The organism is Leifsonia sp. McL0607 (genome assembly GCF_049993355.1).
Classification (GTDB): Bacteria; Actinomycetota; Actinomycetes; order Actinomycetales; family Microbacteriaceae; genus Leifsonia.
The window spans coordinates 828671-847032 of record NZ_CP188253.1; the positions used below are offsets into that span (position 1 = coordinate 828671).

Annotated in this window: 20 protein-coding genes and 1 pseudogene; 11 read left to right on the plus strand and 10 right to left on the minus strand. The window is 69.8% G+C overall.

What is annotated here, in order from left to right; genetic code table 11:
- Positions 1 to 16: 16 nt before the first annotated feature.
- The 6 genes and pseudogenes from ACPPVW_RS04065 to ACPPVW_RS04090 form a co-directional block, all read right to left on the minus strand.
- Positions 17 to 394 (minus strand): hypothetical protein, encoded by a 378-nt coding sequence (locus ACPPVW_RS04065; RefSeq protein ID WP_426625258.1) that lies wholly within the window; start codon positions 392 to 394, stop codon positions 17 to 19.
- A 104-nt stretch (positions 395 to 498) separates the two neighbouring features.
- Positions 499 to 666: pseudogene (locus ACPPVW_RS04070) on the minus strand (rhodanese-like domain-containing protein); the annotation flags it as partial.
- Positions 667 to 676: 10 nt separating this feature from the next.
- Complete coding sequence (locus ACPPVW_RS04075) at positions 677 to 1831, minus strand: cation:proton antiporter (protein ID WP_426625259.1); 1155 nt, start codon at positions 1829 to 1831, stop codon at positions 677 to 679.
- A gap of 188 nt (positions 1832 to 2019) precedes the next feature.
- A complete protein-coding gene (locus ACPPVW_RS04080) occupies positions 2020 to 2388 on the minus strand; it encodes a ribbon-helix-helix protein, CopG family (RefSeq protein WP_426625260.1) in 369 nt (122 codons plus the stop codon).
- Positions 2389 to 2407: 19 nt separating this feature from the next.
- The gene (locus ACPPVW_RS04085) at positions 2408 to 2740 is read right to left on the minus strand and encodes a hypothetical protein (RefSeq protein ID WP_426625261.1); all 333 of its coding nucleotides are present in this window, start codon (positions 2738 to 2740) and stop codon (positions 2408 to 2410) included.
- A 10-nt stretch (positions 2741 to 2750) separates the two neighbouring features.
- Positions 2751 to 3230, minus strand: a complete 480-nt coding sequence (locus ACPPVW_RS04090) for a DUF6941 family protein (protein ID WP_426625262.1) — start codon at positions 3228 to 3230, stop codon at positions 2751 to 2753.
- A gap of 123 nt (positions 3231 to 3353) precedes the next feature.
- Here ACPPVW_RS04090 and ACPPVW_RS04095 point away from each other — a divergent pair, with 123 nt between their 5' ends.
- Genes ACPPVW_RS04095 through ACPPVW_RS04120 form a run of 6 tightly spaced genes read left to right on the plus strand, consistent with a single transcriptional unit; the run spans position 3354 to position 8905 of the window.
- A complete protein-coding gene (locus ACPPVW_RS04095; protein ID WP_426625263.1) occupies positions 3354 to 4745 on the plus strand; it encodes a ferredoxin reductase family protein in 1392 nt (463 codons plus the stop codon).
- A 15-nt stretch (positions 4746 to 4760) separates the two neighbouring features.
- Positions 4761 to 5276, plus strand: coding sequence for an FMN-binding protein (locus ACPPVW_RS04100; RefSeq protein WP_426625264.1), 516 nt, complete (start codon positions 4761 to 4763; stop codon positions 5274 to 5276).
- Complete coding sequence (locus ACPPVW_RS04105; RefSeq protein WP_426625265.1) at positions 5273 to 6025, plus strand: FAD:protein FMN transferase; 753 nt, start codon at positions 5273 to 5275, stop codon at positions 6023 to 6025. Before ACPPVW_RS04100 ends, ACPPVW_RS04105 begins: the two co-directional genes overlap by 4 nt.
- Positions 6026 to 6080: 55 nt before the next feature.
- Positions 6081 to 6764, plus strand: coding sequence for a response regulator transcription factor (locus tag ACPPVW_RS04110; RefSeq protein WP_426625266.1), 684 nt, complete (start codon positions 6081 to 6083; stop codon positions 6762 to 6764).
- Positions 6761 to 7975 carry a sensor histidine kinase gene (locus tag ACPPVW_RS04115; RefSeq protein ID WP_426625267.1) on the plus strand — a complete coding sequence of 405 codons (1215 nt, stop codon included), beginning with the start codon at positions 6761 to 6763 and terminating at the stop codon, positions 7973 to 7975. Before ACPPVW_RS04110 ends, ACPPVW_RS04115 begins: the two co-directional genes overlap by 4 nt.
- Positions 7976 to 8008: 33 nt before the next feature.
- Positions 8009 to 8905 carry a LysR family transcriptional regulator gene (locus ACPPVW_RS04120; RefSeq protein ID WP_426625268.1) on the plus strand — a complete coding sequence of 299 codons (897 nt, stop codon included), beginning with the start codon at positions 8009 to 8011 and terminating at the stop codon, positions 8903 to 8905.
- A gap of 78 nt (positions 8906 to 8983) precedes the next feature.
- On the opposite strand, the gene ACPPVW_RS04125 is transcribed toward ACPPVW_RS04120, so the two are convergent.
- On the minus strand, positions 8984 to 10021 hold the full coding sequence (locus tag ACPPVW_RS04125; protein ID WP_426625269.1) for a YeiH family protein: 1038 nt from the start codon (positions 10019 to 10021) through the stop codon (positions 8984 to 8986).
- Between the two features lie 134 nt (positions 10022 to 10155).
- On the opposite strand from ACPPVW_RS04125, the gene ACPPVW_RS04130 reads away from it, so the two are divergent.
- Positions 10156 to 10479, plus strand: coding sequence for a GyrI-like domain-containing protein (locus tag ACPPVW_RS04130; RefSeq protein ID WP_426625270.1), 324 nt, complete (start codon positions 10156 to 10158; stop codon positions 10477 to 10479).
- 136 nt (positions 10480 to 10615) lie between these two features.
- Here the strand turns inward: ACPPVW_RS04130 and ACPPVW_RS04135 are convergent, their stop codons facing one another.
- Positions 10616 to 11632, minus strand: a complete 1017-nt coding sequence (locus tag ACPPVW_RS04135; RefSeq protein WP_426625271.1) for an Abi family protein — start codon at positions 11630 to 11632, stop codon at positions 10616 to 10618.
- A 490-nt stretch (positions 11633 to 12122) separates the two neighbouring features.
- Here ACPPVW_RS04135 and ACPPVW_RS04140 point away from each other — a divergent pair, with 490 nt between their 5' ends.
- Positions 12123 to 12374, plus strand: a complete 252-nt coding sequence (locus ACPPVW_RS04140) for a S8 family serine peptidase (RefSeq protein ID WP_426625272.1) — start codon at positions 12123 to 12125, stop codon at positions 12372 to 12374.
- Positions 12375 to 12543: 169 nt separating this feature from the next.
- Positions 12544 to 13431: a glycosyltransferase gene (locus ACPPVW_RS04145; protein WP_426625273.1), complete on the plus strand. Its 888-nt coding sequence runs from the start codon at positions 12544 to 12546 to the stop codon at positions 13429 to 13431.
- A 76-nt stretch (positions 13432 to 13507) separates the two neighbouring features.
- On the opposite strand, the gene ACPPVW_RS04150 is transcribed toward ACPPVW_RS04145, so the two are convergent.
- Both ACPPVW_RS04150 and ACPPVW_RS04155 read right to left on the minus strand, forming a co-directional pair.
- Positions 13508 to 14431 (minus strand): S1C family serine protease, encoded by a 924-nt coding sequence (locus tag ACPPVW_RS04150; protein WP_426625274.1) that lies wholly within the window; start codon positions 14429 to 14431, stop codon positions 13508 to 13510.
- 15 nt (positions 14432 to 14446) lie between these two features.
- The gene (locus tag ACPPVW_RS04155) at positions 14447 to 15835 is read right to left on the minus strand and encodes a WS/DGAT domain-containing protein (RefSeq protein WP_426625275.1); all 1389 of its coding nucleotides are present in this window, start codon (positions 15833 to 15835) and stop codon (positions 14447 to 14449) included.
- A gap of 172 nt (positions 15836 to 16007) precedes the next feature.
- Here ACPPVW_RS04155 and ACPPVW_RS04160 point away from each other — a divergent pair, with 172 nt between their 5' ends.
- A complete protein-coding gene (locus tag ACPPVW_RS04160; protein WP_426625276.1) occupies positions 16008 to 17156 on the plus strand; it encodes an ABC transporter ATP-binding protein in 1149 nt (382 codons plus the stop codon).
- The gene (locus ACPPVW_RS04165; protein ID WP_426625277.1) at positions 17153 to 18361 is read left to right on the plus strand and encodes an ABC transporter substrate-binding protein; all 1209 of its coding nucleotides are present in this window, start codon (positions 17153 to 17155) and stop codon (positions 18359 to 18361) included. Before ACPPVW_RS04160 ends, ACPPVW_RS04165 begins: the two co-directional genes overlap by 4 nt.
- Position 18362 lies beyond the last annotated feature (1 nt).

Genomic DNA, 18362 nt, shown 5'->3' on the forward strand with positions numbered 1-18362 from the left:
AGCGCCGTGAGGCGCATCAGGATCCCGACGATGTGCCGCTGGACCCGCCGCCCTGGCTCGGCTGCACCGGAGCGGGGGCTGGAGCCGGTGCCGCCGGCACAGGCGCCGGGGCGGCGGGAGCTTGAGTGGCGGGCGCGGCGGGCGCGGGCGCCGGTGCCGGTGCCGGTGCCGGTGCCGCCGGCGAGGGTGTCGCCGTCGACGTGGACGAGGGGGCCGCGGTGGGCGTCGGGGCGACGGGCTGGCCGCTCTGCACCGGTCGCGCTGCGGCCGTGTGCTTGGTGGGCGTGGTGGCGAAGAGCACAGCAGAGACCGCACCCGCTGCCGTCACACTCACGACGCCGATCACGCCCGTCAGCACTCCGACGATCCGCTTTCCTCGGGTCCAGGTCGCCATCCGTCCTCCTCATCGTCCGTAGTCGTCACCTCCACCATCGCGGCGATTTCTTGACGGATTCTTACGTGACATGGGTAGGGGCTGACGATCTCCTATCCGTTGCCTCAGGCCGCGGCGAGTTGCCGCGCCCTGGTCGCGACTCCAGCCGCCCACGTGCGGTAGCCGCCGTCGAGGTTGACCACGTCGTACCCGTGCTGGGCGAGGATGCGCGCGGCCGCGTGTCCGCGCTGACCGACCTGGCAGTGCACGACCACCGCTCCGCCCGGCAGCTCGAGAAGCTCTTCATGACCCTGGCGTAGCGCGTACCCCGCCTCCCGCCCGCCGCGCGACCGCTGCGACCGAGACGGCGGAGGTCGCGACGCAGACGAGCGCGCCGAGCAGGATCGCGCTTCCCTCCCCCGGGGCCAGCGCGTGGGTCTGGAGGCCGAGTGTGACGGCTGCGACCGGCACGCCGAGCTGGCCGGCCGAGGCCACCGCCTGCGTCCACGGGAGGCCGGCAGCCCGGGACGCGAGGTGCGCGAGCACGGCTCCGACGCCCAGGGCGATCCCGAGCAGGATCATCGCCGGATGATCCACGAGCGCCCTCAGGTCGAGCGACGCGCCCAGCCAGACGAAGAACAGGGGGCCGAAGAAGCCCTCCGTCATCCCGAACAGCTGCCGTGCGAGGCGGTGCGGCTCCCCCACGGCCGACAGCAGGAGACCGAGCGCGAAGCCCGCGATCAGGATCGACAGGTGCGCGAACTGTGCGATGGCCGCGAACGAGAACAACACCAGGAGGCTGAGCCGCAGCTCCACGGCGAACCGCCGCCGCTCGGAGTAGGCGTGCAGGGCGCGCCGCCGTTCGTTGTTGCCGAATCGGACCAGGATCAACGCCAGTGCGGCCGCGATCACGGCGATGACGAGAACGCCTGCGCCGGCGCTGAGAGCCCGCCCCGGCTCCACGACGAGCGGGAGGAGGACGACGCACACGATGTCCGCGACGGCGATCTGCGCGACGAGCTGTGCGGCCGACCGCTTGCCGACACCCACCGATTGCAGCATCGGCAGCACGAGCGCCGCGGACGACGATGCCAGCAGTACGCCATAGAGGAGTCCGTGACCGGAGTGGGACACCGCGGCGAGGATCGCGGCGAGCACCGCGGACGCCGCGCCGACCGCGCCCGCACCGAGCGCGCCGCGGACGAACGCGGCACGCACATCCGGGTCGCGCAGGGGGATCTGGGAGCCCACGACGACCATCGTGAGCCCGAAGCCGATCTCGGCGAGCAGCTGGAAGTCGTCGTTCGTCGGGTCGACGAGCTGGAGTCCGGACGTCCCGATGAGAAGTCCGCCCGCCAGCTCGCCGACGACGGCCGGCACCCTCCACGAGGCCCGCGCCGCGGCAAACGGACCGAGCAGTCCGATGGCCACCACGAGCGCGAGCAGAGCGAAGCTCATGTCGAAACCGTAGCCGTACCGCCTCACTGCCGGCGACGACACCCGCCCCAGTCGCGGACGGGCCTGCGCGCCGCTCCTCGCCACGAGCGGCGGCATGCATCTGGTCGAGCGATCACGCCCTGGCCGAGTCGCGTCCCCAATGGTGGGGGATGAGCGGGATCAGTTATGGCCTGCGACATTCAAGCGCGTTACGCAGCCGACGACGAGCTCCACCCGGCGGCCGCAGGTGCAGCGGACGGACTGGGTCGGGAAGCGTCGGAACTCACAGCAAACGTCCCGCTCAGCACCGACGGTTCCCACCTCTGCGTGGTCTGGAGATAGAACCGTTGGGTCTGGTTGGAGCGCACGAATTGCTCGGCCGCCACTCGCAGTAACTCGCTCAAGCTCTCATTTCGCGAGTCCGCAAGTTCTCGGAGTGCTGACACCAAGGCTGGCTCCATTCGCAGCGAGATCATCTGCCGAAACTCTTTACCTTCGACTTCGCGCGCGTCCAGAACTTCCTCGTTCATCGCTGATGCTTCTGCGGCCCTGATCGCCGCTTCTCGTTCTGAAACCATCTTGACCAATCTTCACTAGTTAACGCTTGGAGGGCCATGCGAGCCCCGTCGCACGCTCCCAGGGCTCGATCTGTGCCCTGGTGGCCGGCCACCCAGTGACCGGACGAAGCCGATCACCTCGCGTGGGCGAGACGATCAGCAGCAAGGTCCATATCTGCTCCCAGTGCCGGTCTGGCCCGACAATAACGAAATCGGCCATCGTCGAGGCGAGCGAGATTTCCACAGGACGCTGCCACAACACATCGGCCACGACGCCCTCATCGACACCGTGTCGCAAACAATGCACCAGATTGCCGTCGTCATCGTCTTGATCGTCCCACTCGATGTCATCGAAGTGCGACGGATCGAACATGAAGTGAGCCTTACTTCGCTGGAGGAATACTGGACGCATCCACCGGGGCGACGTGGCCGAACGCGGACAACTGTTGCGAGACGCCGAACGACCATCTGTCCAGCGCCTGGCCATCAACCTCGATGACGACTTCATAGTCACCTGACCGTTCCAGCAGGAAGTTCCCGATTGTCGCTGCGATCGGGAACACGCTTGGATCACCCTCCTTTGCGCCCGGTAGGGTGCCGGCACTGAAGTTTCCCGACAGCTCGCCGCCGACCCGTTTACCGTCGGCAGTCGTGAAATGGATCGAGAACTCGTGCTGCTTGTGGTCGTGCCAAGGGACCAAGAGAACCGCTGCAACCGAGAACGTGTAATACGTCGGAAAGCTCGGGAACTGCAACCGATTCCAATATCCGCCGTTGACGTAGAGTTTCCCACTCTCGACTGACGCATGATCAGCTAGAAACAGGGCAGAACAGGAAATTTGTGGCGGACTCACCATCGTCATACATCGATGGTAGCCCGTGTATGACACGACCTCAAGCACGGCTCCCCCAAGTCCATAGCCGGTTCTTAGGGTGTTCTCAGGCGATGTAAGAATTCATCAAGATTCGGCCGCCAGGGTGGAGGGATGACAGAGACCCGGCCCGCGACGACGGCCCCGCCCGCGGATCGGGCGCGGCGCCCGCGCCGCGGGACCGCGACTCGTCACCGGCGCAGCGCGCGCACGGTGCGGGTCGTCCTCGTGGCCAGCGTCGTCGTGGTGCTCGGGATATGGTGGTTCAGCGTCCCCGCGAGCTTCGCCTCCACCCCGGCGAACGCGATCACCTCGATCGGGGACCTCAGCGGGATGGTCGGTGCCCTGCTGGTCTGCTATCAGGTGCTGCTGATCGCCCGGATCCCCTGGTTCGAGAGCGCGGTCGGGCTCGACAAGCTGGTCTCGTGGCATCGCTCGCTCGGCGCCTCCGTCATCTTCCTCATCGTCGTGCACGTCGTCTTCATCGTGCTGGGCACGGAGGTCGTCGACAAGGCCACGCCGTGGGACGAGTTCTGGAACGTCTACTCCTCCTACCCCGACATGCTCGCCGCGCTCGTCGGCACCATCGCGTTCCTCGCCGTCGGCCTCAGCAGCGCCCGGCTGATCCGAACCAAGCTGTCGTACGAGGTCTGGTACTGGCTGCACCTCACCACCTACGTCGCGATCTTCCTCACCTTCCTGCACCAGCTGAGCGCCGGCGCGCACTTCGTGTCGAACCCGCTCAACCGGGTGCTCTGGATCGGCCTCTACCTCGGCACCGCCTCCGCCGTGCTGACCTGGCGCTTCATCCTCCCGACGGTCGACGCCTGGCAGCGCCGGATGCGCGTGGCCGCGGTCGTTCCGGAGGGGCACGGCCTGAACAGCGTCTGGCTCACCGGCCCACACGTCGATCGGCTGGGGGTTCGCGCCGGCAACTTCCTGCTGTTCCGGTTCGTCGCGTGGGGGCACCTCGGCACGGCGCACCCGTACTCGGTGTCGGCCGTGCCGTCGAACGACCGCCTGCGGATCACCGTCGGCACGCTCGGCGACCACTCCAGCCGGCTGGCTGCGCTCAAGCCCGGCACTCTGGTCTTCGCCGAGGGCCCGTTCGGCCACTTCACCGCCGACCGCGCGAGCCGTGGCAAGATCCTCCTCATCGCCGGCGGCGCCGGTATCGGACCGATCCGCGCCCTCGCGGAGGACCTGGTCGCACGCGGCGCTCAGCCGATCGTGCTCTACCGGGTGAGCCGGCCCGAGCAGCTCGCTCTGCTGAACGAGCTCACCTCGATGCCGGGTGTCACCGTCTACCCGCTGGTCGGCCGGCGCACCGAGCTCGGCTACGACCCGCTCGGCCCCGGCTACCTGAAGAGGATCATCCCGGACGCCCACAACTGGGAGGCCTTCATCTGCGGGCCGGAGGGCATGGCCGAGCACGTCGAATCGTCCCTGAAGGAATTGCGGATGCCCAAGCGCTTCATCCACCGAGAAGAACTGAGCATGTCATGAACAAACGGAGTCTTCATGAATAGCAAGGCGTGGCGGGGAACCATCCTCTTCACCGTGATCCTGGTGACCATGGGCGCGACCGTCGGCCTCAAGCTGTACGGGGTCGGCGAGCAGGCGGGCAGCGCTCAGACCTCGGTGCACGTGTCCACCTCTGAGTCGGGAACGACCACCTCCTCTACACCGACGACGACCAGCACGCCCAGCGCCACGGCGACACCGACTCCGAGTGCGACCGCCTCTGCCCCTGCAGCCGCATCGGCCGCCAAGACCGTCACGGGCACGGCCGTCGACACGCGCTACGGACCCGTGCAGGTGAAGGTGACGTTCTCGGGCACCACGATCACCGCGGTCGACACCGTGCAGTACCCGAGCGAGAGCGGCCGCGACGTCGCGATCAACTCGCAGGCGCTGCCCATCCTGCAGCAGGAGACGCTATCGAGGCAGTCGGCGCAGATCGACACCGTCTCGGGCGCGACCTACACGTCGGAGGGCTACATCCAGTCGCTGCAGTCGGCGATCGACCAGCGATGAGGTTCCTCGAGACCGTCATGGGCATCCCCATGTCGATCGACCTGCGCGATCCGCGGGACGCGACGGCTGCCGCCGAGCGCGCTTTCGCGATGCTGCGGGAGGCCGACGAGCGCTTCAGCGCGTACCGACCCGATAGCGAGCTCAGCCGCGTGAACGCGCGCGGAGGCGACCTCGCCGGGGTGAGCGACGACTTCCGGGAGGTCGTGGCGCTCGGCTCGACGCTCGCCGGCGCGTCGGGAGGCGCGTTCCGCATCCGCCGGCCGGACGGCCGGTGGGATCTCGACGGCGTCGTCAAAGGCTGGGCCGCCGACCGCGCCGCGCGCGTGCTCGCCGAGGACGGCCTCCGAGACTACTGCCTCAACGCCGGCGGCGACGTGGCCGTCGCGGGCAGCCCGGGCGACGGGAGGCCGTGGCACGTCGCGGTGCGCTCCCCCGACAGCGCCACCGGGATGCTGGCCGTGCTGGAGGCGACCGACGGCGGTGTGGCGACCTCGGGCGCCTATGAGCGCGGCACGCACATCGTCGACGGGCGCACGGACGAGCCGGCGACCGGCCTGCGCAGCGCGACGGTCGTCGCCGACGACCTGACGACCGCGGACCTGCTGGCGACAGCCGTGTTCGCGCTCGGCCCGCACGGCGTGCGCTGGGCGCTCGGCCAGGGCGCCCGAGCGGTTCTGGCGGTGGCGGCGGACGGGACGCTGCTGGGCGTGGGCGACCTGACGTTCGCGCGGGCGGAGGACGACCGGTGAGCGCCGAGGGATCCGGTGCGGCCTCCTATGCTGTGGGCATGAACGGTACGTCGGCATGAGCAGTGGATCAGGGCGTGAAGGCCCCCGCGTTCTCGTCGCCGAAGACGACAGCCGTCTCGCGGGCATGCTCGAGACGCTGCTGCGCTCCGACGGGTACGACGTGGAGGTCGCCCGCGACGGACAGCGCGCGCTGCACCTCGGCCTCACCGAGACGTTCGACGCCGTCGTGCTCGACCGTGGCCTCCCCGCGGTCGACGGGCTCGGCGTGCTGACCGGGCTGCGCAACAGCGGCGTGACGACGCCGGTCCTGATCCTGTCGGCCCTCGGCACCGCGCCCGACCGCGTCGACGGGCTCAACGCGGGCGCCGAGGACTACCTGGCCAAGCCGTTCGACATCGACGAGCTGCTGGCGCGGGTCCGTGCCCTGATCCGTCGCGCGTCGTCGACCGTGCCGACTGTGCGGTTCCCCGGCGGGAGGCTGGACGTCGGCAGTCGCACCGTGACGCTCGCCGACGGCGGACGCATCGCGCTGTCCGACCGGGAGGCCGGCCTCCTCGAGTTGCTGGCGCGCCGACCCGAGCAGGTCTTCTCGCGCGGCGTGCTGCTCGACGAGGTGTTCGCCGACGCGGACGACCCCGGGGTGGTCGACACGTACGTGCACCATCTCCGGAAGAAGTTCGGCCGCACCCTCATCGAGACCGTGCGCGGCGTGGGCTACCGCCTGGGCGGCCTGGAATGAGGGCGGACGAGCGCGAGCTGCGTGCGGCCTCCACCCGGCTGGCCGTGCAGTTCGCGCTCATCATCGTCGCCCTGTTCGTGGTGCTGGGCGGCGTCGTCTACGTCGTCGTCTCCACCGGACAGAACGAGGCCGCCCATCGCGCGCTGGCGGACGCCTCGATGGTCGACTCGGTGCACGACGCGCCCCGCGACCTCCTGATCACGGTGGTGATGCCGGAGGGCCGGGGCAGCTCGCCGAACCTCCCCGAGGGCCTGCCCGACGAGAAGGCGCTGCAGGACGTCCTCCAGAACGGCGGTTCGCGACTGGAGACCGTCGTCGCCGGCGGCCAGCGCTACCTGACGCAGACGGACGTGCGGCGCGGACGGGTCGTGCAGATCTCGTACGGGCTGCGCGAGCAGGAGGAGGAGCTCGCGCGGCTGCTCGTCGCGCTCGTCGTCTCCGGTCTCATCGCGACCGTGGCTGCGGCGGGCATCGGCCTCCTTCTCGCCCGCCGCTCCATGCGCCCGATGTCGGAGGCGCTGGCGCTGCAGCGCCGGTTCGTCGCCGACGCCGGGCACGAGCTGCGCACGCCGCTCACACTGCTGAGCACGCGGGCGCAGCTGCTGCGGCGCCGCCTGGTCGCCGGCGACGAGTCGGTGTCGGACGCCGACGTGCGCGACGGGCTCGACGAGATCGTCGACGACAGCCGGGCGCTGACCGAGATCGTGGAGGACCTCCTCACCGCCGCCGACCCCCGCCAGAGCGCGGAGGCGGAGGGCGTCGACATCGGCTCGCTCGCCGCGGTGGTGGCGCGCTCGGCCGAAGGGCGTGCGCACGACCGCGGGATCACGATTTCGACGAACGCGGTGGAGGGTGCCGTGGTCACCGGCGCGCCGGTCTCGTTGCGTCGGCTCATCGTTGCGCTGGTCGACAACGCGCTCGATCACGCTGCGACCCGGATCGGCATCGACGTGTCGGCCTCGCGCGACGAGGTGGTCCTGACGGTGACGGACGACGGTCCCGGTTTCGCCGACCAGGGCCGCGCGTTCGACCGGTTCGCCTCCACGCGCGCGGCGTCCGGCGGGGACGGGCACGAGCGGCATTACGGGCTCGGACTGGCGTTGGTCTCGGAAGTCGTGGACCGCCATGGCGGGACGGTGTCGGCGGCCGGCGCTGCCGGTGGCGGCGCGGAGGTCGTGGTGCGGTTGCCGCGGGCCGCTGCCCCAGAATGAAGGAGTGGTGAGCCGCGGAAGGGGAGGGCGAGCATGGCGCCGAGCATCCTGAGCCTGCGGCTGCTGGTGCAGACGGTCGAGCGGGGCAGCGTCTCGCAGGCGGCGCGCGCCGTCGGTGTCACGCAGCAGGCGGCCTCCGCCCGGCTCGCGGCACTGGAGCGCGAACTCGGCGTCGCGCTGATGGTGCGCAGCACCCACGGCACCCGGCCCACCGAGGCGGGCGGGCTCGTCGCCGAGTGGGCGGCGGAGGTGCTCGACGCCGCCGACCGGTTCGACGCGAGCGTGCTGTCGCTGCGGGAGTCGTCGCAGGTCAGCCTCCGGATCGCGGCCAGCATGACGATCGCCGAGAACCTCGCACCGCGCTGGCTCACCGCCATGCACGCCGGGGCCCCCGACCTGCGCATCGAGCTGACCGCCGCCAACAACGAAGCCGTGGCCGCCGCGGTGCGCAGCGGCTCGGCCTCCATCGGGTTCATCGAGACGCCGGAGCTCCCGGTCGATCTCGAGCACGCCACCATCGGCTCGGACGAGCTGGTGGTCGTCGTCGGGCGCGGGCATCCGTGGGCGCGCCGCACGCGCGGTGTCTCAATCGAGGAGCTCGCGCGCACGCCCGTGGTGTCGCGGGAGAGCGGCTCCGGCACCCGTCTCGCCTACGAGCGCGCCGTCTCGGCGGCCGGCAACCCTCCCGTGCGCCCCGCGCTGGAGCTCTCCTCGACGAGCGCGATCCGCGCCACGGCGGCGGCCGGCGACCACCCGGCCGTGCTGAGCATCCTCGCCGTGCGCGAACAGCTCGCGGCCGAGTCGCTTGTGAAGGTGCCGGTGCGGCAGCTGCGCATCATCCGGCCCCTCACCGCGGTGTGGCGACGCAGCAACGCGGGCCTGCCGTCGGCGGTGCGGCGGCTGCTGGAGGTCGTGGGCGCGGCCTCCTGAACGGTGCGTCAGAGCTGGCCGGTCAGAGCTGGCCGGTCAGGGCCGCGCGGTCAGAGCCGGCCGGTGGGGGATGCCCCGTCAGAGCTGGCCGGTCAGGGTGAGGACGACGAGGCTGGTCACGGCGACCAGCGTCGACAGCACCCCGCCGAGCAGGAGCGGCCTCCAGCCGGCCCGTCGGATCGCCGCGATGTCGGTGGACAGGCCGATCCCGGCGAGCGCGACCGACACCAGGAAGACGCTGACCGTCACGAGCGCGTCGTGCAGCCCGGCCGGTATCGGAACGACCGAGTTCGCCGCCGCCACGACCAGGAAGCCGACCAGGAACCACGGCACCAGCCCCACCAGCCGCCGGGCGGTGAGCGGCGCGCCGGCGTTGCGCCTCCGGTGCTCGAGGACTGCGAGGGTGACGCTGATCGGAACGATCATGAGCGTCCGCACCAGCTTGACGACGACCGCGAACCCGAGCGCGGAGGTCGCGAACAGGCTCGCCGCCGCCACCACCGAGCTCGTGTCGTTCACCGCGGTGCCGGCGAACAGGCCGAACGCATGCGGTGTCATCCCGAGCGCATGGCCGATGAGCGGGAAGACGAGAACCGCGACCGCGTTGAAGAGGAAGATCGTGGACACCGCATAGGCGATCTCGGAGCTCGCCGCCCCGATGATCGGCGAGACCGCAGCGATGGCGGACGCCCCGCAAATTCCCGTGCCGACCCCGATGAGCGTGCGCTCGCGGCTCGGGATCCGCAGCGCTTTTCCGACCAGCCACGCCGCGAGCAGGCAGACCGCGAGCGTCGACAGCATCACCGGGAGCGACTGCACGCCGACGACGAGGAAGCTCGACAGCGAGAGTTGGACGCCGAGGAGTACGACTGCCAGCTGGAGCAGGAATTTGCCCGAGTAGGCGATCCCCGGTGCGAATCGCCCGGCCGGCCGCCGGATGACGCCCACGATGACGCCGATGATCAGCGCGGGCAGCGCGCTGCCGAGCGCCGGGACCACTCGGGAGACCGCGGTCGCGGCCAGAGCGATCGTGACGGTGATGGCGACGCCGGGGGCCACCTCCACGGCGCGGACGGTGAGGCGGGTCGGAAGGGTGGGGGCGGGGGCGGACTGCATGGTTCGAGCGTGGTGGATGCGTTGCCGGGCCGCTAGGGGCCATAGCTTGTGGAGACCCAACGAATGGTTGTGGCCGGACCGCGCCGGGACGTTCGGCCCTCCTCCCGAGCGTGCAGCCCGCGCAGTCTGTGGGCATGACCGACATCATGATCACCCAGCACACCGAGCAGCCCACGGCCGTGGTCCGGCAAACCGTCCCGACCGGCGAGCTCGCCTCCTTCTTCTCACGCGCGTTCCAGGACACCATGGAGGCGCTCCGGGCCCAGGGCCGGTTTCCGGCAGGTCCGCCGTTCGGCAAGTACGACAGCATGCCGACGGACACCGTCGACGTGGAGGCCGGCTTCCCCGTGTTCGCGCCGATCGCGGCAGCAGGCGACGTCGTGCCCGGTACCCTGCCCGGCGGCCGGGTCGTCGAGGCGACGCACATCGGACCGTACGACACGATGCAGCAGACCTAGGGAGCTCCGGGACTACGTCGCGCACGCCGGCCTGACACCCGGCGACGTCATGTGGGAGTGCTATCTGAGCGATCCGAGCAGCGAGCCCGACTCGGCGACGTGGCGCACGCAGATCTGCTGGCCGGTGGAGTGAGCCTCAGGCGGGTGCTCCCGATCGCACGGTCTGACTGGCGTGCCACAGCGCCTGTTTCTCCCATCCGGCGGGCACCCCCATGTCGGCTGTTGTGAGCGCTCCCGCTGGAAAATCGGACAAGTGCGACGCTAAGCGTTGGTTCCAGTCGCAATCCGGGTCGATCACGCCGAGTAGGAAAGCCATCACGGCAAGCGCGTTGTACACCCCGAACTCCGCCTTCGGCCCCGTCGCATCACGCAGATGATCGAGCAGGGGGACGTGACCTTCACGTGGCCGGCTCGGCGCAGCGACGAGTTTCCGGTTGAATAGGCGGGCGTGGTGGGCGGACACGTTCCGGACGTAGTTGACACTAGCGATCCAACTACCGAACATCTTCTTCGTCGGCACACTGTATGCGTTCGCGATCGTCGTGGCCAGGTCATTCTGCAAGGCGCCGAAGAGCCGGCCAAGGTGCCCGAGTTCGAGAATTTCAGTCAGAGCCCAGATCGGGAGGGCGTCGTCGTAGCGCTCACGGAAATGGACTACAAAGGCTTCATCCGAGCTGCACTGGCGCTCCTGGACTCGCTCTAGCCAGCGCCCCAGCCCGCTCAGAGGTTCACCGGCCTCGGCGTCGATGGCTCCGGCCGTGAAGGTCGGCACGAAGTTCGCCGGATCGCGGTGTGCGAACGCGGAACGATGGCCGAGCGTGTAACCGATCTGCATGCGAAGGGAGACCTCCAACCGTTCGACAGCATCGAGTACCAGCATCCGGAGCTTCCGGTCGTAATCGATCAGTTGCGCGGCGTAGGCTAAAGAGGTTCCTGAGCGATAGTCGCTGAGTACCCGGATGCGTTCGCGGCCGCTGTCGTCGAGGTAGGTTTCGGACTCACGAAACGGGTACAGGTAGCCGGTGAGCCGGTAATAGCCCACCTGCTGCAGCAGGATCCTCGCGCTCGAATATGAACCGATTTCGACGCCGCGGCCGTGAAGCTTGCCGACCTGCTTTTCGAGGCTGAGCCACGGCTTCGTGTACTCGGGCACAATCCTCCCGGTTAAAGAAAATCAGCCCGAGCTGTAAAGCGAGCGGGCTGATCGTGATGTACGAAGCGTAGCACAGCCGGGCAGCTCATCATGAAGTCTCCCGCCTGGCAGCTACTGCGCGAGCAGTGGACGACCTCATAGTCTCGGCCGACCCAGCGAGCGGGAGAACCTGGCGCGGCTGGTGGGACGCCCGGTCACCTCCTGTGGCTTTACTGGATGATCGTATGACATTTTCATTGTTGGCGGCGCTCCCAGAACGGGGCAGCGTGCACTGGCATCGGGCAGGCCGTCGACGCTGCCGCGGGACGGCTCAAGTCCGCGGGAATCGCGGCCATCATGTCCGCGAGCAACGACGCCACGGACCAGGTCGGCACGTGGAATTGCTGGGAGAACGTGAGTCGGAGCAACCAAGACGCTTCAGCCGCACGAGCGCGCGTCGCAATCCAACTTCGTCGCCTCGACCCGACTCTACGCACCCGTCGGCGAAGGCGTGCCAGCGACCAGGGACGGCGTGCTGCCGCCCTGGAAGAGTGCTGGCGCCTTCTACGCCCAGGGCACGTCGTTCGCCGCACCCCAGGTGGCCGCTGTCTTCGCCGTGCTGCGCGAGAAATTCGGCTCCGCACCGACGGTCGACCAGCTCGTGAACCTCCTCGCGAACACGGGAGTACGCGTCACCGGACCGCATTCGCCGGCGGCCGCTCGCGAGATCAACATTCGAGCGGCGCTCGACTCCGCCCCGTGAGCGGTTCCGACCGTCCGACACCGGCGAAACGAGGGGTCCGGCTGAGGCAGTGCAACGTGCAAGACAACGACCGGGTGAGACAGCGGGTGTCTGCGACTGCGGCAGCCGAGGCCGTGCCGCAGAACACCGGCTCAGCCGCGCGAAGGCCGCCGTACAATCCGGACAGCCCATGACAGCAGAGATCCCCACCCCGCCGCCCGACCGCTTCGAGCACTTCGTCATCACCCGGTTCGGTGTTCGTTGGCGGCAGGAGGACCCTCCGCCCGACGACGCGTGGCTCCGCTACCGGCTCGGTCTGTTCGAGACCGTCTGCCTGCCGAGCGTTCTGAGCCAGACGGGCGCGGAGTTCCGGTGGCTGCTGCTCATCGACGAGGGCTGCCGGGCGCCCTGGCTCGAGGAAGCCCTGGCGGAGCTCGGCGCCGGCACGGCATTCGAGATCGTCTGGATGGAGACGCTGTTCTGGTCGGGGATCGACACCGTCGTCACCGAGCGCGCCTCCGCGCCGTACGTCATCACAACACGCCTCGACAGCGACGACGCGATCGCCCGCGACTACCTCAGCCGCGTGCAGGCGACCTTCGACCGCCAGGACCGCCTCTACGTCAACTTCCAGCGCGGACTGCAGTTCGAGCGCGACGGTGCTCTCTACTCCTACCTCTACCCGGCCAACGCCTTCCTGTCGTTCATCGAACGCCGCACGCCCGATACCCCGGTCCGCACGGTCTTTTCGTCGGCGGCGCACCCCGACGCCGCGAAGTACGGCGACGTGCTCCAGGTGTCCGCCCCGCCCTGCTGGATCATCGTCGTGCATGGCGCCAACCTCCTCAACGAGATCAAACCGGTCGCGTGGCGCCTGCGGCCCGAGGCGCTGGGCGACCGGTTCGATGTCGGGCTCCCGCTCGCGCCGGTGGGGACGTGGGAGCTGCTCCGCTCCCGCGTCCGTACCGTCGGCGCGCGGATCCGACGGCTGTTCACCCGGTGGCGGATCGGCAAGCAGGTGATACTGACGATGGCCCGCGGCGACCGGGTGCAGAAACAGGAGCGCGAGCCGCGCTGACGGGACGCGACATTCCGCGCAAATGCTGCACGCGCCGACGCGGGACGCGACATTCCGCGCGAATGTGCGCGGGCCGCTACGCGTCGGTCAGTTCCGTCGGCTCGACGATCGCGTCCACGAGGGCGCCGTTACGCCACACCGTGAGTTCGAGGCGGCGACCGATCGTGCTGGCGATCATGAGGCGCTGGAGGTCGGCGACCGCGTGGATGCGCATGCGGTCGAGCGAGATGAGGACGTCGCCCGGGCGGATGCCGGCGAGGTCGGCCGGGCTGTCCGGCACCACCGACATGACCTGGATGCCCGTGCGGGCTCCCGCTTTGCGGGCGACAGCCTCCTGGAGGGCGACCTCGGCGCCGGCTATGCCGAGCCAGCCGCGGCGCACGCGGCCCTCGCGCATCAGCGTGTCCATGATCTGCCTGCTGGTGGCGTTGACCGGCACGGCGAGGCCGAGTCCCGTTCCGGCAACGGCCGTGTTCACGCCGATCATGCGGGCCGAGCTGTCGGCGAGCGCTCCGCCGCTGTTGCCGGGGTTGAGGGCCGCGTCGGTCTGGATGACCTCGTCGACGACCCGCCCGGCGCGGGTCGGCAGCGAGCGCCCGAGCGCCGAGACGATGCCGGCGGTCACGCTTCCTGCGAGGCCCAGCGGGTTTCCGACCGCCACGACGAGCTGGCCGACCTGGAGCTCGGCCGCATCCCCCAGCTCGACGGGCGCCGGGGTCGCTTCGTCGGCCTGCAGGATGGCGAGGTCGGAGAGCGGGTCCCTCCCGACCACGTGCGCCTGCACCCGGGTGCCGTCGCCGAACGCGAGATCGACCTGGATCGCGCCCTCCACCACGTGCGCGCTGGTCAGGAGGTGCCCATCAGCAGAGACGACCGTGGCACTGCCGAGGCCCACGCCGCGGGAGGTCCGCGCGGTCACCGCAGCGACAGCAGGCCCGACCGCGGCCGCGACCCGCACCACCACCGCCGAGTAGGCGTCCAGGGCTTCGGCATCCGTCATGTGACGAGTGTGCGCTCACGACGGGCGCTCGGGGTGCGGGTTCGCCCACGGCGGACCCGCAGACGGCGGAGCCCCGGTCGGGCCGGGGCCGCACGGCCGACTCGACCCCGCGATCGCACGCAGAGCCTCGGACATCGCGTCGGCGACCACCCGCGCAGACGGGAGGTTCTCGGCATCGGTCTGCACGGCGACCCGGAAGCGCCCGGCATAGGAAGCGCCCACGGCGCCGACGCGCACGTTCGCCGAGAGCAGCGAGAGCGGCCAGGCGCTCACGAGCTCGGAGCCGGCGAACGTCAATGTGCGCGGTGGTCCCGGGAACTCGGAGGCGATGGCGGCCACCGCCCGCTGGGATCGGGCGAACCGCATCAGCAGTGCGGCAGACCGGGGGCCGGCCATCCAACCGAAGGTGCCCGCGGCGCGCGCACGGGTCTTCTCTGAACGCGTCGCCGCTGCCACCACCGCGAGCGCCTCGCGGACATCGGAGGTCGCGACGGGGACCGGCACGAGCATGACCCCCGTCGCGTTCCCCGCACCCGGCCGCCGCCGAAGCTGAACCGGGCAGGAGATCGGCAAGGTCGTCGGCAGCTCCTCCCCCGCAGCCGTGAGGAGGGCGCGGAGGCCCTGGCCGAACGCGGTGAGGAACGCGTCCCCTACCGTGCCGCCGGAACGCCTCGCACCGTCGTGCAGCTCACCGAGGTCGACGTCGAGGAAGGCGACATCGCGAGTCGTCCCGAGCCGACCCAGGAGCACCCGGGAGCGGACCGTGCGGCGGAACACCGCGATGGTCTGCTCGGCGGCTTCGCGGATCCGCTCTCGGGCCGGGGCATGCTCAGGCCCGGACGCGGCGACCAGCGCGCTCGTGTGCTCGGGAGACGACGGGCCGCCGGTCGGCCTGCCATCGGCGAGTGCCGCGATCAGCGACTCCGCCTCCAAGCCGTCCGCAACCGCGTGATGGAGACGGAAGAGCACACCGCAGCGACGCCCCTCGACGCTGGGGAGCAGGAGCAGCTCCCACAGCGGGCGGTCGAGCGGGAGCCTCCTCATCACGCCCTCCGCGCACAGCGCCTCGAAGGCGTGCGGCTCCCCCGCGGCGGTTCGTCGCGGCCCACCGTGCTCGTCGTCCCGCCACACTCGCACGTGGTGGGCCAGGTCGGGCGCGGCGGGCTCCCAGGTCCACGCGGCGCGCTTCTGCGTCGGGCGGCGGCACAGTGCCGGGACCGAGAGCACCCGTTGGGACAGCACCGCCCGCAGACGGTCGAGGTCGGGAACCCCGCGACGGTCGACGAAGCCTCCAGGAGCGAGCAGCCCGGCGAGCGTGACGACGTTGGGCTGAGCGCCCTCGAGCGCGAAATTCGCTGCGTCGACCGCCGCGATGGCTCCGGCCGGCGCGCTCCGCCTCCCCATGCGGCCAGGGTAGCGGCGAAACGGTCCTGGATGAACGGAAGATCCCGATTGGATGTCGACGCTGCGGCAGATGGAATCGACACTCGGCTCGAAGATTCGCTACGGATTACGTAGCGCGAGACAACATCTCATCGCATATGATTAGCGCGCCCACCGTCGAAGGAGACTGGATGTGAGCGAGCAGCCCGCCATCAGGCTGAACGGACTGACGAAGCGATTCGGGTCGGTCGCCGCCGTCGACCACCTCGACCTGCAGATCGCCGCCGGCGAGTTCTTCTCGATGCTCGGACCATCGGGCTCGGGAAAGACCACCGTGCTGCGCTGCATCGCCGGCTTCGAGCAACCGTCGTCGGGGACGATCGAACTGTTCGGCCAAGACGTGACGAGCAAGCCGGCCGCCGCCCGCGACGTCAACACCGTCTTCCAGGACTACGCGCTCTTTCCGCACATGTCCGTCGTGGACAACGTCGCGTACGGCCTGCGCGTCCGCGGCATCAGGCGGTCGGAGCGACGCAGGAGGGCGCTCGAGGCTCTCGCCTCCGTGCGGCTGGAGGGATTCGCCGACCGCGCACCCGCGCAGCTCTCCGGCGGCCAGCGCCAGCGCGTCGCTCTCGCCCGCGCGACGGTCGTGCAGCCCAAGGCCCTCCTGCTCGATGAGCCGCTCGGCGCCCTCGACCTCAAACTGCGGCAGCAGATGCAGGTGGAGCTCAAGCAGCTCCAGCACGAGCTGGGCATCGCGTTCGTCTTCGTCACCCACGACCAGGACGAGGCCCTGACGCTCTCCGACCGCATCGCGGTCTTCAACAACGGCCGGATCGAACAGCTCGGCACCCCGCGCGAGCTGTACGAACACCCGGTCTCGCGGTTCGTGGCGGACTTCGTCGGCACCTCCAACCTGTTCGATCGGGAGCACGCCTGGAGCATCCTCGGCCGGCGCGGCGAGTACTCGATCCGGCCGGAGAAGCTGGCGCTGCACACGGTTCCCGACACGTCCGGGACGCCCAGTGCGGCCGGCACGCTCGTCGAGTCGGTCTACACGGGCAACAGCATCCGGCGGGTCGTCGACCTCGACGCCGGGCAGCGGATCTCCGTGCTGGAGAGCAACGACCGCACCCACGGCACGGAGCTCGACCGCGGCGCCCGGGTGCACGTCTCGTGGAACGACGACGACCTCCGAGAGCTCAGCCCAGCCGACCCCGACTCCGCCCCCGACCGCGACCGCGAATCGGGGGCAGTGGAGGCCGTGGCGGACGCTCAGGCGGAGACAGCGACAGCAGATGTACCTCCAACCAGAGGTGTAGAAGAGAGGCAAGACTCATGATTCGTGGAACGAAGCGCCTCGCGCGCTCGGCCGCCGCGGTTGCGGCCGTCTCCGCCGCCATCCTGGTGCTCGCCGGCTGCTCCGGCAGCGGCAACTCGGGAGGCTCGGCCGGCTCGGTGCCGAACGTCCCGATGGCGAAGAAGCTCGGGGCCGGCGAGGCCCAGCTGAACATCATCGTCTGGGCGGGCTATGCCGAAGACGGCACCAACGACCCGAGCGTCGACTGGGTCACCCCGTTCCAGCAGAACACCGGCTGCCAGGTCAACGCCAAGGTCGCCGGCACCTCGGACGAGATGGTGCAACTGATGCGCACCGGCGACTACGACGGCGTCTCGGCCTCCGGTGACGCCACCCTCCGTCTCGTCTACGGCGGCCAGGCCGCGCCCGTGAACACCAAGCTCGTGCCGAACTACACGACCATCTCCAGCTTCCTGAAGGACAAGGCGTGGAACTCGGTCGCCGGTCAGATGTACGGCATCCCGCACGGGTGGGGCGCCAACGTGCTGATGTACAACAAGGCCACCGTGACGCCCGCACCGGACTCCTGGTCGGCTGTATTCGACGACGCCTCGAAGTACAGCGGAAAAGTGACCGCCTACGACTCGCCGATCTACATCGCCGACGCCGCGCTCTACCTGCAGGCCCACGACCCGTCGCTCGGCATCAAGGACCCGTACTCGCTGACCGAGAAGCAGCTCGACGCGGCCGTCTCCCTGCTGAAGAAGCAGAAGGCCTCCGTCGGCGAGTACTGGTCGGATTACACCAAAGCGGTGCAGTCGTTCGAGTCGGGCAGCAGCGTGGTCGGCACCTCGTGGCAGGTCATCGCCAACCTGATCCAGAGCGACGGCAAGGTGCAGGTCGGCACGACCGTGCCCAAGGAAGGGTCCACCGGCTGGTCGGATACCTGGATGATCTCGGCCAAGGCGAAGCACCCGAACTGCATGTACCAGTGGATGAACTGGATCACCTCCCCGAAGGTCAACGCGGAGGTCGCCGAATGGTTCGGTGAGGCTCCCGCCCAGACTAAGGCGTGCGAGCAGACCACCGACCCGAACTTCTGCGCCACCTACCACGCCACCGACGCGGGCTACGCGGCCAAGATCCACTACTGGACGACGCCGCAGACCACATGCGTGGACGGCAGCGGCAGCGATTGCACCGCGTACAGCGAATGGGTCAGCAAGTGGCAGGAGATCAAGGGATGAC

What these genes read in the sequence shown, in the direction of transcription:
- ACPPVW_RS04100 (WP_426625264.1), top strand. Translation starts at nt 4,761, where the DNA reads ATGAATAGCAAGGCGTGGCGGGGAACCATCCTCTTCACCGTGATCCTG.
- ACPPVW_RS04115 (WP_426625267.1), top strand. Translation starts at nt 6,761, where the DNA reads ATGAGGGCGGACGAGCGCGAGCTGCGTGCGGCCTCCACCCGGCTGGCC.
- ACPPVW_RS04080 (WP_426625260.1), bottom strand. Translation starts at nt 2,388, where the DNA reads ATGGTTTCAGAACGAGAAGCGGCGATCAGGGCCGCAGAAGCATCAGCG.
- ACPPVW_RS04065 (WP_426625258.1), bottom strand. Translation starts at nt 394, where the DNA reads ATGGCGACCTGGACCCGAGGAAAGCGGATCGTCGGAGTGCTGACGGGC.
- ACPPVW_RS04095 (WP_426625263.1), top strand. Translation starts at nt 3,354, where the DNA reads ATGACAGAGACCCGGCCCGCGACGACGGCCCCGCCCGCGGATCGGGCG.
- ACPPVW_RS04110 (WP_426625266.1), top strand. Translation starts at nt 6,081, where the DNA reads ATGAGCAGTGGATCAGGGCGTGAAGGCCCCCGCGTTCTCGTCGCCGAA.
- ACPPVW_RS04075 (WP_426625259.1), bottom strand. Translation starts at nt 1,831, where the DNA reads ATGAGCTTCGCTCTGCTCGCGCTCGTGGTGGCCATCGGACTGCTCGGT.
- ACPPVW_RS04120 (WP_426625268.1), top strand. Translation starts at nt 8,009, where the DNA reads ATGGCGCCGAGCATCCTGAGCCTGCGGCTGCTGGTGCAGACGGTCGAG.
- ACPPVW_RS04090 (WP_426625262.1), bottom strand. Translation starts at nt 3,230, where the DNA reads ATGACGATGGTGAGTCCGCCACAAATTTCCTGTTCTGCCCTGTTTCTA.
- ACPPVW_RS04130 (WP_426625270.1), top strand. Translation starts at nt 10,156, where the DNA reads ATGACCGACATCATGATCACCCAGCACACCGAGCAGCCCACGGCCGTG.
- ACPPVW_RS04165 (WP_426625277.1), top strand. Translation starts at nt 17,153, where the DNA reads ATGATTCGTGGAACGAAGCGCCTCGCGCGCTCGGCCGCCGCGGTTGCG.
- ACPPVW_RS04085 (WP_426625261.1), bottom strand. Translation starts at nt 2,740, where the DNA reads ATGTTCGATCCGTCGCACTTCGATGACATCGAGTGGGACGATCAAGAC.
- ACPPVW_RS04145 (WP_426625273.1), top strand. Translation starts at nt 12,544, where the DNA reads ATGACAGCAGAGATCCCCACCCCGCCGCCCGACCGCTTCGAGCACTTC.
- ACPPVW_RS04125 (WP_426625269.1), bottom strand. Translation starts at nt 10,021, where the DNA reads ATGCAGTCCGCCCCCGCCCCCACCCTTCCGACCCGCCTCACCGTCCGC.
- ACPPVW_RS04150 (WP_426625274.1), bottom strand. Translation starts at nt 14,431, where the DNA reads ATGACGGATGCCGAAGCCCTGGACGCCTACTCGGCGGTGGTGGTGCGG.
- ACPPVW_RS04155 (WP_426625275.1), bottom strand. Translation starts at nt 15,835, where the DNA reads ATGGGGAGGCGGAGCGCGCCGGCCGGAGCCATCGCGGCGGTCGACGCA.
- ACPPVW_RS04105 (WP_426625265.1), top strand. Translation starts at nt 5,273, where the DNA reads ATGAGGTTCCTCGAGACCGTCATGGGCATCCCCATGTCGATCGACCTG.